This window comes from Mycobacterium sp. JS623, from assembly GCF_000328565.1.
Classification (GTDB): Bacteria; Actinomycetota; Actinomycetes; order Mycobacteriales; family Mycobacteriaceae; genus Mycobacterium.
This window is the reverse complement of the sequence record NC_019966.1, coordinates 2,668,791-2,683,745: the sequence shown is the minus strand read 5'-3', so window position 1 is coordinate 2,683,745 and position 14,955 is coordinate 2,668,791. Positions and strand designations below refer to the sequence as shown.

The following is a 14,955-nucleotide window of genomic DNA, read 5'->3' as shown; positions in this document are numbered from 1 at the left end:
GCCGAAAGCAATCACCACTGCGACAGCTGGCATTGCAGGTTGTAGGGCGCGTCCTGCTGCACGACGACCTGACCGTCGACGGCGATCTCGCAGTGCGGATTCGGCGCGGCCTGCCCGCCGTGCGTGGTGCTGCTGATGGTGAAGATCGCCCACTGCGGATCGGCGAGCGTGGTCTCGAACACCCACGGCGCGTCCGGCCCGACATTGACGGTCTCTCGCTTCACGAATGCGTACGCGTCCGCGTTGTAGGCCTGCTTGTTCGGCGGCTGGTTGACCAGATAGAACAGGTCGAAATCCGCCGGGCCACCCGTCGTGAGCGTGTACCGCACCTGGTGACCAGCCGGCTCAGCGCTCGCCACGCCATGACTTACTGCAATTCCGGCAGCCGCCACCACCAGCGCAGCACCAACCGTTGTCACTTTTCGCATGTCCGTCACATCGCCGCACGGTACCGGATCGTTACAGCAGGCACACGTCCACATGGCCCCCCGAAATCTGTTCACGCAGGGAACACGCTTGAAATCGATACGAAACAAGTCGGTCTTAATTTCGCGCCATGACACAAGAGCTCAGCAAAGAGCCGCTGAACGAGACTGTCGAGGCCGACCTCGACACGATGACCGCCACCAAGGAAACCTTGGAGGACTACACGCTGCGTTTCGCGCCGCGCAGCTACCGTAAATGGTCAACACGTGTGGTCGGCATTTCCGCGCTGGGCGGCATCGCCTACCTCGCCGACTTCGCGATCGGCGCCAACGTCGGCATCTCGTACGGCACGACGAACGCGCTGTGGGGCATCCTGATCTTCGCCGTCGTCATCTTCTTGACCGGTTTTCCTGTCGCGTACTACTCCGCGCGCTACAACATCGATCTCGACCTGGTCACGCGCGGTAGCGGATTCGGCTACTACGGCTCGGTGGTCACGAACGTCATCTTCGCGACGTTCACGTTCATCTTCTTCGCGCTCGAGGGTTCGATCATGGCGCAGGGACTCAACCTCGGGCTGCATATCCCGTTATGGCTGGGCTATGCCGCGTCGACGCTCATCATCTTCCCGCTCGTGATTTACGGCATGAAAGTGCTGTCGACACTTCAGGTCTGGACCACTCCCCTGTGGCTGGTGCTGATGGTTGCGCCGTTCGTGTACTTGGTGATCAGCCACCCCGACTCAGTGAGCCAATTCTTTGCGTATCAAGGTGAGAACGGTAAGGGCGGGTTCGATTTGGGTTCGACGCTGCTGGCCGCCGGCGTGTGCTTGTCGCTGATCGCCCAGATCGCCGAGCAGAACGACTATTTGCGCTTCATGCCGCCGCAGACCCCGGAGAACAAGCGCAGCTGGTGGACATGGCTGATCCTGGCCGGGCCCGGCTGGGTGTTCTTCGGCGCCATCAAACAGATCGTCGGCCTGTTCCTCGCGGTCTACCTGATCGCGAACGTCGCGGGCAGTGCGGGCATCGCCAATCAGCCGGTGCACCAGTTCCTCGAGATCTACCGCAACTTCCTGCCCAGCTGGCTCGCGATGACGCTGGCCGTCGTCCTTGTCGTCATCAGCCAGATCAAAATCAACGTCACCAACGCCTATTCCGGCTCGCTGGCGTGGACCAACTCCTTCACCCGCGTCACCAAGCATTACCCGGGACGCATCGTGTTCCTCGGCGTCAACCTGTTGATCGCGCTGATACTGATGGAAGCCAACATGTTCAGCTTCCTCAACACGATCCTCGGCTTCTACGCCAACTGCGGCATGGCCTGGGTGGTGGTCGTCGCGTCGGACATCGTGTTCAACAAGTACCTGTTGAAGCTGTCTCCGATGAAGCCGGAATTCCGCCGCGGCATGCTGTATGCGTTCAACCCCGTCGGCTTCGGCTCGATGCTGTTGGCCGCCGGCCTGTCGGTCATCGCGTTCTTCGGCGGCCTCGGTGAGGCGATCCGGCCATACTCGCCGCTGGTGGCGATCGGCTTGGCGCTGGTGTTGCCGCCGATTCTCGCGGTCGCGACGAAGGGCAAGTACTACCTGCGCCGCACGGACGACGGCATCGAGTTGCCGATGTACGACGAATACGGCAACCCGTCGGGCGAACACCTGAAATGCCATGTGTGCCACCACGACTACGAACGGCCCGACATGATGAAGTGCGAGACGCACGACGCACACGTCTGCTCGTTGTGCCTGAGCACCGACAAGGTGGCAGACCACGTCCTTCCCGCGCAGACGTAGTTTGATGTAGCGCACAGCGTCGAACCGATTCTCGCGCAGACGCGACGCTTCGGACGGCATGCTGTCGCGGATGGCGTTTGCGGTTTTGCCAACGCGCGAGCCCGTTAGCGGGCACTCTGCAATGCGTGAACACACCGACGCCACCGCAAACCCTGGCCGACACGGGCGGACTCGTCGTCACCGATGACGGCAGGCGGGTGCTTTTGTTCGACCGCCGCACGGGTGCGCTGACGGTACTGACCTTCGTGCTCGGTGTGTTCGCCCTGGTCGCCGGCGGCTTCGGTGTCGTCGCGGTCATTGCAGCCACACCCTATCGGGCGGTGGGCGCGGCATTTGTCGCCGTCGGCCTGGTGATCGCGGCCGCGGCGTTTTTGGCGTTCCGCAAGTTTCGCCGCCGCCGCAGCCAACCCCTTCACGAATGCCGGCCGGTGGCGGTCATCGACCGCAAGCTCGGGATATTCAGCTACGGCGGCGGGGCAATCGTCTCGTTGGATCAGGTGCGCTTCGCACGCAAGATGCAAATCGGTTCCAGCTCAACGAAACTCGTCGCGGTGACGCCGGGCGGCACCCACGTCTTGAAGCGCGGTAACCCGTTCGACGGTGGCGTCGGCAACGTCGACGAAGTATTGACCGCATTGGTCTCACTTAGCCGTTGAGCGCGAGCGACCGCATTTGTACGCAGTTTGACGGCGTGTCGCCGTGCAGACACGGTCGCTCGCGGAAGGGTGGTGCCAGGCTAGGCGCGGCTGAGGCGCGAAAGCACTTCGCTCAGAACGTTATCGACAGCGACGTCGACCTGCTCACCGGTCGCCAGGTTCTTCACGCCGACCGTGCCTGCCTCGATGTCGCGGTCTCCGGCGACCAAAGCGATTGACGCGCCCGACCGGTCGGCAGCGCGCATCGAGCCTTTGATACCGCGGTCGCCGTAGGACAGGTCGACGCGCACACCCGCGGCGCGCAGCCGCGCCGCAAGCACAGCCAGCGTCAGTTTGGCCTGGTCGCCCAGCGGCACACCGAACACATCGACGCGCGTAGGCCCACCGACCGTCTTGCCCTCGGCCTTCAACGCCAACAGCGTGCGGTCGACACCCAGACCAAACCCGATGCCGGACAAGTCTTTTCCGCCGAGCTGACGCATCAGCCCGTCATAGCGGCCGCCACCCCCGATGCCCGATTGGGCGCCCAGCCCGTCGTGCACGAACTCGAACGTCGTCTTCGTGTAGTAATCCAGCCCGCGCACCATCCGCGGATTGATCACATACGGCACGCCCAACGCGTCGAGATGCGCGAGCACCGTGTCGAAGTGCTGTTTGGCGACATCGGAGAGGTGATCCAACATCACGGGTGCGTCGGCGGTCATCTCGCGCATCTCGGCCCGCTTGTCGTCGAGCACCCGCAGCGGGTTGATCTCGGCGCGGCGACGGGTCTCTTCGTCGAGGTCGAGCTTGAACAGGAACTCCTGCAACAGCTCCCGGTACTGCGGCCGGCAGGAGTCGTCGCCGAGCGAGGTGATTTCGAGCCGAAACGCGTCAAGCCCCAACGAGCGGAAGCCCGCGTCGGCCACCGCGATCACCTCTGCGTCCAGCGCGGGGTCGTCGACACCGATCGCCTCGACGCCGACCTGCTGCAGCTGCCGGTAACGCCCCGCTTGTGGACGCTCGTAACGGAAAAACGGCCCTGCGTAACAGAGCTTCACGGGCAGCGGGCCGCGGTCGAGGCCATGCTCGATCACCGCACGCATCACCCCCGCGGTGCCTTCCGGGCGCAATGTCACCGAGCGATCGCCCCGATCGGCGAACGTGTACATCTCCTTGCTCACCACATCGGTTGACTCGCCGACGCCACGGGCGAACAGCGCGGTGTCCTCGAAGATCGGCAGTTCGATGTCGCCGTAGCCGGCACGCCGGGCAGCGTCGAGAAGGCCGTCGCGCACACCCACGAACTGGGCCGAGTCGGGCGGCAGGTAATCCGGGACGCCCTTGGGCGCCTGAAAATCGGTCACTAGGTCAGGCCTTCGAGGAACGGGTTGGTGCGGCGTTCGAAACCAATCGTTGTCTTTTCACCGTGTCCCGGGAATACCACGGTGTCGTCTTCGAGCACCAACAGTTTTGTCACGATCGAGCCGAGCAGGTCGCGGCCGCTGCCGCCGGGAAGATCGGTGCGCCCGACCGAACCGCGGAACAAAGTGTCGCCGGAAAAGACGACCTCTTCCGGTCCGTCGGAAATTCGAAATACGACGGAACCGCGGGTGTGCCCGGGCGTGTGGTCGATGGTCACCGTCACATCACCCACATCTACCTTGTCCCCGTCGCGGTCGAGCTCAACGACCTGTTTGGGTTCGCGGAACAGCGCGCCGAACGCGATCTGCGCCAGCCGTGGGCCGAAGTCCTTGATCGGATCGCTCAGCATGAAGCGGTCTTCGGGATGGATGTAGGCCGGGCAGCCGTACATGTCGGCCACCTTCTGGGCCGACCAGATGTGGTCGATGTGCCCGTGAGTCAACAGCACCGCGGCCGGGGTGAGGTGGTGGTCGTCGAGGATCTGGCGCAGCTGCCCCATGGCCCGTTGGCCAGGATCGACGATGATCGCGTCGGCCCCGGCTCGTTTGGCCAGCACGTAGCAATTGCACGCCAACATGCCTGCCGGGAAGCCGGTGATCAACACGGCGTCCAGTGTCCCATTTAACGTTGGCGTGGGTCGCGACCCCTGCACTCAGCAACGCCTGGCACACTCGGTGCCGACCACCCGATCATGAGGAGGACACCGGCGGTGCCGACCAATGAACAACGGCGTGCAACGGCAAAGCGCAAACTCGAGCGTCAGCTCGAGCGCCGAGCAGCGAAGGAACGCAAGCGCCGCATCTACACGATCGTCGGCTCCGTCGCGGCCGCCATCGTCGTGATCGGCGCCATCGTGGCCACCATCGTCATCACCAACAAGCACTCCGATAGTCAGACCGCGTCCGCGACGACGACGTCGGCCACCCCGACCAGCGCGGCTCCCGCAGCGGCGGGAGCCCTGCCCCCGTTCGCAGCACCGGCGAACCTCGGCGCGAACTGCCAGTACCCTGCATCGCAAGACAAGGCGAGCAAGCCGGCCAAGCCGCCACGCACCGGCAAGGTTCCGACCGACCCGCCGCAGGTCAGCGCCAGCATGTCGACGAATCAGGGGAACCTCGGGCTGCAGCTCGACAACGCCAAGGCGCCGTGCACGGTCAACAGCTTCGCCAGCCTGGCTCAGCAGGGCTTCTTCAACGACACGCCATGCCACCGGCTGACCACCTCGCCTGGCCTGGCGGTGCTGCAGTGCGGCGATCCGACCGGTCAGGGCACGGGCGGTCCGGGTTACCAATTCGAGAACGAGTACCCGACCAACCAGTACCAGCCTGACGACCCCAAGCTGCAGGAGCCGGTGAAGTATCCGCGCGGCACGCTGGCGATGGCCAATGCCGGGCCTGGCACCAACGGCAGCCAGTTCTTCCTGGTGTACAAGGATTCGGAGCTGCCGCCCAACTACACGGTGTTCGGGACCATCGACGAGACCGGCCTCGCGACGCTGGACAAGATCGCTGCGGCCGGCACCGCCGACGGCGGTCAGGACGGCAAGCCGAAGGACGACGTGACGATCAAGTCGATCCTGCTCGACTGACGCCGCGGCCATGACCACTCCGCCGCCGTACGGCCCGTACCCACCACCGCCCGGCCCGTACGCGGGGTCCTACGGCTATCCGGGATACCCGGGATATCCGCGGCCGCCGACCACCAATGCGCTGGCGATCGCGTCGTTGGTATGCGCGTTCGTGTTCGCGCCGCTGGGCATCATCTTCGGGCATATTTCGCTGTCGCAGATCCGCAAGACCGGCGAGGAGGGCCGCGGCCTAGCCATCGCGGGATTGGTGATCAGCTACCTGATCACCGTGTTCACTGTCGTGGCGGTGGCGCTGAGCGTGGTGTTCTTCGTGACCGTCGCCAATGAGCTCGACCGGCTGAACGGCCTGTCCACCGCGCCCTCGGTCACCGCAGCGCCCTCGCCGACGGTCGACAACACCCTGCCGCCGTTCAACCCGCCGAAGACGCTGGGCTCCAACTGCCAATACCCGGCGACGACGGAGCCGGGGAGCAAGCCCGTCAAGCCGCCGCAGAACGGCCGGATCGCGACCGACCCCGCGCTCATCCGCGCGACCGTCACCACGACCCAGGGCACGATCGGGCTGGAGTTGACCAACAGCAAGACGCCGTGCACCGTTAACAACTTCACGAGCCTGGCCAAGCAGGGCTTCTTCGACAACACCAAGTGCCACCGGCTGACCACATCGGCCGAACTCGGTGTGCTGCAGTGCGGCGATCCGACCGGCACCAGCACAGGCGGGCCTGGCTACCGGTTTCCAAACGAATACCCGACCAACCAGTACCGGCTGACCGATCCAGCGTTGAAGGTGCCGGTGACCTATCCGCGCGGCACTTTGGCGATGGCCAACTCCGGGCCGGGCACCAATGGCAGCCAGTTCTTCTTGGTGTACAAGGACTCTCAGCTGTCGCCGACCTACACCGTGTTCGGCACGATCGACAGCGCCGGGTTGGCGACGTTGGACAAGGTCGCCGCGGGCGGCGTCGCCGACGGAACTGAGGACGGCAAGCCTGTCGTCGACGCGACGATCAAGTCAGTACAGATCGGCTAGCGGCGAAAGCGCACGAATCCGGCTGTCGGAGTGCGGTTTTGCGTCTGCTCGCGGGGATTACTTGCTGGGCGCGGTCTTGATGTAGAACTCGACGTTTTCGCCCTCGACCTTGGTGACCTTCATCTGGGCGGTGTAGTCCTTGCCCTCGGGTCCGGTGAAGTGACACTGGAATTCCTTGCCGACCTGGGCGTCGACGCCCGACGGGCACTTGACGTCGTTCGGCTTGAAGCCGGTCTGCTTTGACACCAGGTCGACGACGGATTGCGCCGCCCCCTCGGGCTTGATCGTCGAACCACAACCGGCCAAGAGCATCGCCAGCGAAGCAACCAGAACCACCAACGCAGTGCGCATCACCGCAGTATTTCACAACAGAGCAAACGGTAGATTGCGTTCGCAGCTATGCGGCAGAAGTCACCCGGTAGACGTCGTAGACGCCCTCCACATTGCGCACCACGTTGAGCAAGTGACCCAAATGCTTCGGGTCGCCCATTTCGAAAGTGAACCGGCTGATGGCCACGCGATCGTCGGACGTCGTCACCGATGCCGACAGGATGTTGACCTTTTCGTCGGCCAGCACGCGCGTGACGTCCGACAACAACCGATGCCGATCGAGCGCCTCCACTTGAATGGCGACGAGGAACACCGACGACGGCGACGGCGCCCACTGCACGTCGATGATCCGCTCCGACTGTTGTTGCAGCGACGTGGCATTCGTGCAGTCGGTGCGGTGCACGCTGACGCCGCCGCCGCGCGTGACGAATCCCATGATGTTGTCGCCGGGCACGGGTGTGCAGCACTTGGCCAGCTTCGACAGCACGCCGGGAGCGCCTGGCACCGACACGCCGACATCGTCGGTGCTGCGTTGCCGCACCACCATGGTCGTCGGTGTCGAGCGTTCGGCGAGCTCGTCGGCGGCTTCGTCGGCGCCGCCGAGCTGGGCCACCAGCCGCTGCACGACGTGCCGGGCCGAGACGTGGCCTTCGCCCACCGCGGTGTAGAGGGCGGACACATCGGTGTAGCGCAGTTCGCGCGCCAGCGCCGCCATCGACTCGGCATTCATCAACCGCTGCAACGGAAGTCCGCTACGGCGGACCTCACGCGCGATGGCGTCTTTACCCGACTCCAGCGCCTCTTCGCGACGTTCCTTGGCGAACCATTGCCGAATCTTGGCCTTCGCACGCGGCGACACCACGAACGTCTGCCAGTCCCGCGACGGGCCTGCGTTCGGCGCCTTGGACGTGAAAACCTCGACCACTTCCCCGTTTTCGAGCTTGCGCTCGAGCGCGACCAACCTGCCGTTGACCCTGGCGCCGATGCAGCGGTGGCCAACCTCGGTGTGCACGGCGTAGGCGAAGTCGACGGGAGTCGAGCCCGTCGGCAGCGTGATCAGATCGCCCTTGGGGGTGAACACGAAGATCTCTTGCACCGCAAGGTCGTAACGCAGTGCCTCGAGGAACTCGCCGGGGTCCGCAGCCTCCCGCTGCCAGTCGAGCAGCTGACGCATCCACGCCATATCGTCGATCTCGGCGGCGGCGTGCGGATGAGGGGCGTTGCGGCCCTTGGTTTCCTTGTATCGCCAGTGCGCCGCGATGCCGTACTCGGCGGTGGTGTGCATATCGCGGGTGCGGATCTGCACTTCCAGTGGCTTGCCCTCAGGCCCCACGACGGTGGTGTGCAACGACTGATAGACCCCGTAGCGCGGTTGGGCGATGTAATCCTTGAATCGCCCGGGCATCGGTTGCCACAGCGAATGCACCACGCCCACAGCGGCATAACAGTCGCGGATCTCGTCGCACAGGATGCGCACACCGACCAGGTCATGGATGTCGTCGAAGTCGCGGCCCTTGACGATCATCTTCTGGTAGATCGACCAGTAGTGCTTCGGGCGACCCTCCACGTCCGCGTTGATCTTCGACGCGTTGAGCGTGGAGGTGATCTCGTCACGCACCTTCGCGAGATAGGTGTCGCGCGACGGCGCCCGGTCGGCGACCAACCGAACGATCTCTTCGTACTTCTTCGGGTGCAGGATCGCAAACGACAGGTCCTCGAGCTCCCACTTCACCGTGGCCATACCCAGCCGATGTGCCAGTGGCGCAATGACTTCCAGCGTCTCGCGGGCCTTGCGGGCCTGCTTCTCCGGCGGCAGGAAACGCATGGTGCGCATGTTGTGCAGCCGGTCGGCGACCTTGATCACCAACACTCGGCCGTCGCGAGCCATCGCGATGATCATCTTGCGGATCGTCTCGGCGTCAGCTGCGGTGCCGAGCGCCACCCGGTCCAGCTTGGTGACGCCGTCGACCAGATGCGCCACCTCCTCACCGAAGTCGGCGGTCAGCTGTTCCATCGTGTAGCCGGTGTCCTCGACGGTGTCGTGCAGCAGCGCGGCGACCAGCGTGGTGGTGTCCATGCCGAGCTCGGCCAGGATGTTGGCGACGGCCAGCGGATGGGTGATGTACGGATCGCCGGAGCGACGCATCTGGTCGGCATGTCGCTCCTCGGCGACCTCATATGCCTTCTGCAGCAGCGCCAAATTGGCCTTGGGGACGAACCCCTTGTGCACAGCGACCAGCGGCTCGAGCACCGGGTTGACGGCACTGCGCTGCGCGGTCATCCGGCGGGCCAGCCGGGCGCGCACGCGCCGCGACGCACTGGTCGAAACTTTGGGGATCTCCAGCGGCTGCGTCTCGGGCAACGAAGCTCCAGGAGGTGCCTGCACGGCTTGTCCCGTGCCGGGATCGTCAGCCATGGTCACCTCCAACGTCCGCCCTTCGCGCGAGCGCTCATCGCCCTACTCCTCGTCAGACTTCGAGGATAGCCCTCACACCGTGTGCAAGCTGCTGACGGCCAACGGTTTGAGCAGGTCGCGGCCACCGAGGGCAGCAAGCTCGAGAACCACTGCTGCGCCGGTGACGTTCGCTCCGGCAAGCCGAAGCAGCTTGGCCGTGGCCGCCACCGTGCCGCCGGTAGCTAAAACGTCGTCGATGATCGCGATGTTCCGGCCTGCCAACTCGATGCCGTCGGCGGGAACCTCCAGCGTGGCCGTGCCGTATTCCAGGTTGTAGGTCTCGCCGATCACCGGCGGTGGCAGTTTGCCGCCCTTGCGGACTGCCAGCACGCCGATGCCCAGCTTGATCGCGACGGCGCCGCCGAGCAGGAAGCCCCGTGCGTCCACGCCGGCCACCAGGTCCACTCCCCTTGCGACGTCTGCCAGCGCGTCGGCCACCGCGTCGAGGCCACGAGCGTCGGCCAGCAACGGGGTCAGGTCCTTGAATTGGACACCGGGCTCGGGAAAATCGGGCACCTCGCGCGTCAACGACGCAACCAGCCGCGAGATCTCGGTCGTCATTTCGACAGCTTCCAGCGGTCCATGTTCCACCCCGCGCCCCATCGAGTCGGATTGCTGCTCACCGCGTACATCTGCTTCGATGTGAGCAGTGTGCGCTGTTGACGGTAGAGCGGCAGCGTCGGCATGTCGGCCCACAGGATCGATCCGCCCTCACCGAGCAGTCGCGCAAGCTCTTTCGGGTCGGAGGTCACCGCCAGCGACGCGATGATTCCGTCGACGCGTTCGTTGGAGTAGCTCGACAGGTTGTTGCCGTTGCCGGTGTGCAGGTCGTAGGCGTCCATCGCCGATGAGCCCGTCGACCCGCTTCCCGTGGCGCCGCCGGTGCTCGCGATCAACACGTCAATCTTGTTGTCGCGCAGGCTCAGTGGGCCGGTGGAATCCGACGCCGCGTCCTGCACGGTGATACCGGCGGGCGCGCATGCCTTGGCGATCGCACCGACGGTAGCCGCCAGTCGCGCGTTCGGGCTCTGATAGCCGATGCGCACGGTCATCGGCCGGTTGTTGATCGCGGCGCGGGCGGCGTCGGGGTTGGCGACCGCGAACTGCCCGGACTGGTCGGCACCCTCCGCCGCGGCATAGGCATCCTCGGCAGTGGGGTTGAGCCGGGCGTTGGCGATCGGCACCGTCGCGTTTTTGGCGATCACGTCGCGCGGCGTGCAGAACGCAAGCGCGCGACGCGCGGGCGGGCCGGCCAACGGCCCCTGCGGGGCGAAGATGAGCTGCTCGATACCCGCCGACGGCGAGTCGGTGCGTACGTAGTCGTCGGGCAGATTCAGCGTTCCCGACGATCCGGCCGCCACGTCGACCACGTCGTAGGCGCGCTGATTGAGCTTGTCCTGGATGTCGGCGCCGCGCGGCCACACCGTGACCTTCTTGGTGACGGGCTTGGCGCCCCACCACTTGTCGTTGGCGACCAGCACGACCGAGCCGTCCTTGTTGACTGCGTCGATCTTGTAGGGCCCCGACGACGGGAAGCGCTTGGCGTCGAAGTGCCCGGGGTCCAGGTTCCAGGTGTTGTTCCATACCTGCGCGATGCGCTCGGCGGTCGGGCCGTCGTTGTTGAGCAGTGCGGTGGTGACGTCGATTCCCAGCTCGTCGGCGATGACGTGTGACGGCATCATCGACGTCGCGGCGAACAGCTGGCCGAAGTCGACGAACCCGCGGTCCTGCGCGAACGTCACCCGCGCCTTCTTCTGTCCGGGCGCACAGTCGACGGAGGCGATGTCGCTGTAACCGGCACGGCTGGCCGCGTCGAAGTCCGGCAGCCGGCCCGCCTGGGCGGCCCACGCCAGCACCATGTCGTCACAAGTGATCGGCTTGCCGTCGGAGTACACCGCATTGGCGCTGATCTCGTAGTCGAGTACCAGCGGCGCCCGCCCGACCACCGAGATGGTGCCGAAATCGTGGTCGCCGACGATCTGGCCGTCGGGTCCGTGGTAGTTGAAACCGGTTAGCACGCGGGCGAAGGCCTGCGGCCCCCCCGATGCGGCGCCCGCGACGGTGTTCGTGTTGTAGGTGACCAGCGTGCCGTCAACGGCGTAGTTCACGCTGTCGGCGGGACCGGCCGCGCATGCCGCCAGTCCCAGCCCACCGACCAGCGACAGCACGGCCGCGGGGATAACGCTCCGGCTCCCGACTGGCATCGCCGTTACCGCCGAGTGTTTCGCTTACCCGACGGGCGTCCGGTCCGGGTGGCGGTCGGCCGAACGGGCCGCGAGCCAGGCGCGGGTTTCTCTGGTGCCGGCTTGGCGGCCACCGCCGCCTCCTCAGGCTCGGCATCCTGCACGACCTCGGTGGCCTTGGTCGGCTTGCGCCGGTTGAGCACCCGCCGGGTGTGTGTGCGGACCAGATCGGTGCGCTCACGCAGCGACACCAGAAGCGGAGTCGCGAAGAAGATCGAGGAGTACGTGCCGACGATGATGCCGACCAGCTGCACCAACGCCAAATCCATCAGCGTGCCGACGCCGAGCAACCACACCGCTATCACCATCAGCGACACAATCGGCAGCACCGAGATCAGGCTGGTGTTGATCGACCGCATGAAGGTCTGGTTGACCGCGAGGTTCGCTTGTTCTGCGAACGTGCGCCGCGTGGTGTGTTCGAAGCCGTGGGTGTTTTCCTCGACCTTGTCGAAGACGATGACGGTGTCGTACAGCGAGAAGCCGAGGATGGTCAGCAGGCCGATCACCGTTGCAGGCGTGACCTCGAACCCGACGATCGAATAGACGCCCGCTGTGGTCACCAAGTCGAACACGAGCGTCGCCAGCGCCGACATCGCCATGTAGCGCTCGTAGCGCACGGTGATGTAGATGGCGGCGAGCACCAGGAAGACCACCAGGGCGATCAGCGCCTTCTTGGTGATCTGTCCACCCCACGACGCCGACACCGCCGAGTCACTGATCGCCCGTTTCGACACCTGCCCGTCGGCACCCTTGGGGTGGAACGCGTCGAACAGCGCATTGCGCAGTTTCTCGGTCTCCTCGTTGGTCAGCGTTTCCGAACGGATCTGCATGGTCGCCGAACCACCGCTGCCCACCATCACCACCGATTCGGGGGCCTTGCCCAGCGTCTTGCTGAACACGTCCTCGACCTGCTGGGTGCTGACCGTGCCGGTCTGGCCTGCGACCGGCATCGACACCTTTGTGCCGCCCTCGAAGTCGATGCCAAAGGTGAAGCCGCGCAACAGGATGCTCGCGAGGGCCACCGCCACGATGAGGCCGCTGACCGTGTACCAGAGCTTGCGGCGCCCGATGACCTCGAATGCGCCTGTGCCGGTATAGAGGCGAACGAAGAAGCCGTGCCTGGGCGCATTGGCCGCGGCGGCTTCGAGGTCGGGTGCCTCGACCGCATTGGAATCGGTCACGTCGGATGAATGCTTGGCCGCCATCTGGCTATCCCCGTTCCGTCGCGTGTGCGGCCGCTCGTCGTTCCCGCGCAATCTGCTGCACCGCGCCGAGGCCGTTGAACGCGGGCTTGGCCAGCGTCGGCGACTTCGAGGCGAGGTACACCAGCGGCCAGGTGACCAGGAACACCACGACGACGTCGAGAATCGTGGTCAGGCCCAACGTAAATGCGAAGCCCTTCACCTGGCCGACCGCCAGGACGTAGAGCACCGCGGCCGCGAGGAAGGTCACCGCGTTGCCGGACAGGATCGTCTTGCGCGCCCTTGCCCAACCGCGCGGGACGGCCGAGCGGAACGAACGCCCTTCGCGTATCTCGTCTTTGATGCGTTCGAAGAACACCACGAAGGAGTCCGCCGTGGTGCCGATACCGATGATCAGACCAGCGATACCGGCGAGGTCCAGCGTGTAGTTGATGTATCTACCCAGCAACACCAGAATCGCGAAAACCATTGCCCCAGAAGCAACTAGCGACAGTGCGGTAAGCAACCCGAGCACCCGGTAATAGAGCAGTGAGTACAACAGCACCGCCGCAAGCCCGATGGCGCCTGCAATGAGGCCGGCCCGCAGCGACGACAAACCCAATGTGGCGGAGACGGTTTCGGCCTCCGAGGATTCGAACGACAGCGGCAGCGAACCGTACTTCAGCACGTTGGCCAGCTCGCGCGCCGAGTCGGCGGTGAAGTGGCCGGTGATCTGCGTACGCCCGCCGGGGATGGCTTCCTGGATCTCCGGGGCGCTGACCACCTTGGAGTCCAACACGAACGCGGTCTGCGTGCCGATGTTGGCCGCGGTGAAGTCGGCCCAGATCCGCGACGCCTCATCATTGAATTCGACGGTGACGACGTACTCGCCGCGCTGCTGGTCGAGCCCGGAGTCGGCGTTCTTGATCTGCTCGCCCTTGATGATCGCCTTGTCCAGCAGATAGACCTGCTTGCCGTCCTGCGAGCACGTGACAAGCGGCAGGTTCGGGTCGTCATTGCCCGCCAGCACGTCCTCGTCGCCGCAGCGGGTGGCCTGGAATTGCAGCGCCAGGATCTGGATCTGCTGATCGCTGCTCTGCCGCAACTGCTTCTCGTCGGCGATGCGCTGGGCCAGAGTCTGCTTGTCCCGTGGCGGTGGGGCGCCCGGCGCCGGAGGTGCGCCCGGTCCGGGTGGAGGCGGCGGCGCCGGCGTCGGCGGCGGCTCCTGGGGATAGGGCCGCGGCTGGGGGGCCGGAGTCTGCGCAGGCGGGGCAGCAGGCGGCACCTGCTCTGCGGGTGACGGCGGTGACACGGGTGCCCCGGGCTCGGCGGGTGCGATCGGTGACACGGGTGCACCCGGCGGCATGCCCGGAGCACCAGGCGGTGCACCCGGCGGAGTACCGGGTGGTGCCCCGGGTGGAGCTGCGCCCGGCGGTTGCTGGCCCTGCCCCTGGGCCGAAATCACGTGGATGACGGGCCGGATGTACAGGCGCGCCGTCTGGCCCAGGTTGCGGGCCTCGCTGCTGTCGTTGCCCGGCACCGTGATGACCAGGTTGGAGCCGTCGATGATGACCTCGGACCCGGACACGCCCAGCCCGTTCACACGCGCGCTGATGATCTGCTGCGCCTGATTGAGCGCATCGCGCGTGGGTGCGGAGCCGTCGGGCGTCCGTGCGGTCAGCGTGACGCGGGTGCCGCCCTGCAAGTCGATACCGAGCTTGGGCTTGGCCTGCTTGTCACCGGTCAGGAAGACCAGTAGGTAGACACCGATGAGCAGCACCAAGAACAGGGTCAGGTAGCGGGCAGGGTGCACCGGCGTCGGGGACGATGCCACGTTGTCAGGGTCTCCT

At 65.5% G+C, this 14,955-nt stretch carries 13 protein-coding genes; 4 read left to right on the top strand and 9 right to left on the bottom strand.

Going from position 1 to position 14,955, the window contains the following annotated elements; genetic code table 11:
- Positions 1-11: 11 nt before the first annotated feature.
- Positions 12-428, bottom strand: coding sequence for a hypothetical protein (locus MYCSM_RS13155; RefSeq protein WP_157681483.1), 417 nt, complete (start codon positions 426-428; stop codon positions 12-14).
- 188 nt (positions 429-616) lie between these two features.
- On the opposite strand from MYCSM_RS13155, the gene MYCSM_RS13150 reads away from it, so the two are divergent.
- Entirely contained in the window at positions 617-2,218 is a 1,602-nt protein-coding gene (locus MYCSM_RS13150) for a purine-cytosine permease family protein (protein WP_232425799.1), read from the top strand.
- A gap of 125 nt (positions 2,219-2,343) precedes the next feature.
- A complete protein-coding gene (locus MYCSM_RS37775; protein ID WP_015306647.1) occupies positions 2,344-2,874 on the top strand; it encodes a hypothetical protein in 531 nt (176 codons plus the stop codon).
- Positions 2,875-2,954: 80 nt separating this feature from the next.
- Here MYCSM_RS37775 and hisS read toward each other — a convergent pair whose 3' ends face one another.
- Together hisS and MYCSM_RS13135 are read right to left on the bottom strand one after the other, a co-directional pair.
- Positions 2,955-4,220, bottom strand: coding sequence for a histidine--tRNA ligase (hisS, locus tag MYCSM_RS13140; protein WP_015306646.1), 1,266 nt, complete (start codon positions 4,218-4,220; stop codon positions 2,955-2,957).
- Complete coding sequence (locus MYCSM_RS13135) at positions 4,220-4,882, bottom strand: MBL fold metallo-hydrolase (protein ID WP_041311999.1); 663 nt, start codon at positions 4,880-4,882, stop codon at positions 4,220-4,222. Before MYCSM_RS13135 ends, hisS begins: the two co-directional genes overlap by 1 nt.
- 105 nt (positions 4,883-4,987) lie before the next feature.
- Here MYCSM_RS13135 and MYCSM_RS13130 point away from each other — a divergent pair, with 105 nt between their 5' ends.
- Complete coding sequence (locus MYCSM_RS13130) at positions 4,988-5,866, top strand: peptidylprolyl isomerase (protein ID WP_015306644.1); 879 nt, start codon at positions 4,988-4,990, stop codon at positions 5,864-5,866.
- Between the two features lie 10 nt (positions 5,867-5,876).
- Complete coding sequence (locus tag MYCSM_RS13125) at positions 5,877-6,896, top strand: peptidylprolyl isomerase (protein ID WP_015306643.1); 1,020 nt, start codon at positions 5,877-5,879, stop codon at positions 6,894-6,896.
- A gap of 57 nt (positions 6,897-6,953) precedes the next feature.
- On the opposite strand, the gene MYCSM_RS13120 is transcribed toward MYCSM_RS13125, so the two are convergent.
- The 6 genes from MYCSM_RS13120 to secD form a co-directional block, all read right to left on the bottom strand.
- Positions 6,954-7,247: a DUF4333 domain-containing protein gene (locus MYCSM_RS13120; protein ID WP_015306642.1), complete on the bottom strand. Its 294-nt coding sequence runs from the start codon at positions 7,245-7,247 to the stop codon at positions 6,954-6,956.
- 46 nt (positions 7,248-7,293) lie between these two features.
- Positions 7,294-9,642, bottom strand: coding sequence for a RelA/SpoT family protein (locus tag MYCSM_RS13115; RefSeq protein WP_015306641.1), 2,349 nt, complete (start codon positions 9,640-9,642; stop codon positions 7,294-7,296).
- 72 nt (positions 9,643-9,714) lie between these two features.
- Complete coding sequence (locus MYCSM_RS13110; protein ID WP_015306640.1) at positions 9,715-10,242, bottom strand: adenine phosphoribosyltransferase; 528 nt, start codon at positions 10,240-10,242, stop codon at positions 9,715-9,717.
- Positions 10,239-11,885: an ABC transporter substrate-binding protein gene (locus tag MYCSM_RS13105; RefSeq protein ID WP_015306639.1), complete on the bottom strand. Its 1,647-nt coding sequence runs from the start codon at positions 11,883-11,885 to the stop codon at positions 10,239-10,241. Before MYCSM_RS13105 ends, MYCSM_RS13110 begins: the two co-directional genes overlap by 4 nt.
- Positions 11,886-11,890: 5 nt before the next feature.
- Positions 11,891-13,129 carry a protein translocase subunit SecF gene (secF, locus tag MYCSM_RS13100; protein WP_015306638.1) on the bottom strand — a complete coding sequence of 413 codons (1,239 nt, stop codon included), beginning with the start codon at positions 13,127-13,129 and terminating at the stop codon, positions 11,891-11,893.
- A 4-nt stretch (positions 13,130-13,133) separates the two neighbouring features.
- Positions 13,134-14,939, bottom strand: coding sequence for a protein translocase subunit SecD (secD, locus tag MYCSM_RS13095; protein ID WP_015306637.1), 1,806 nt, complete (start codon positions 14,937-14,939; stop codon positions 13,134-13,136).
- Positions 14,940-14,955 lie beyond the last annotated feature (16 nt).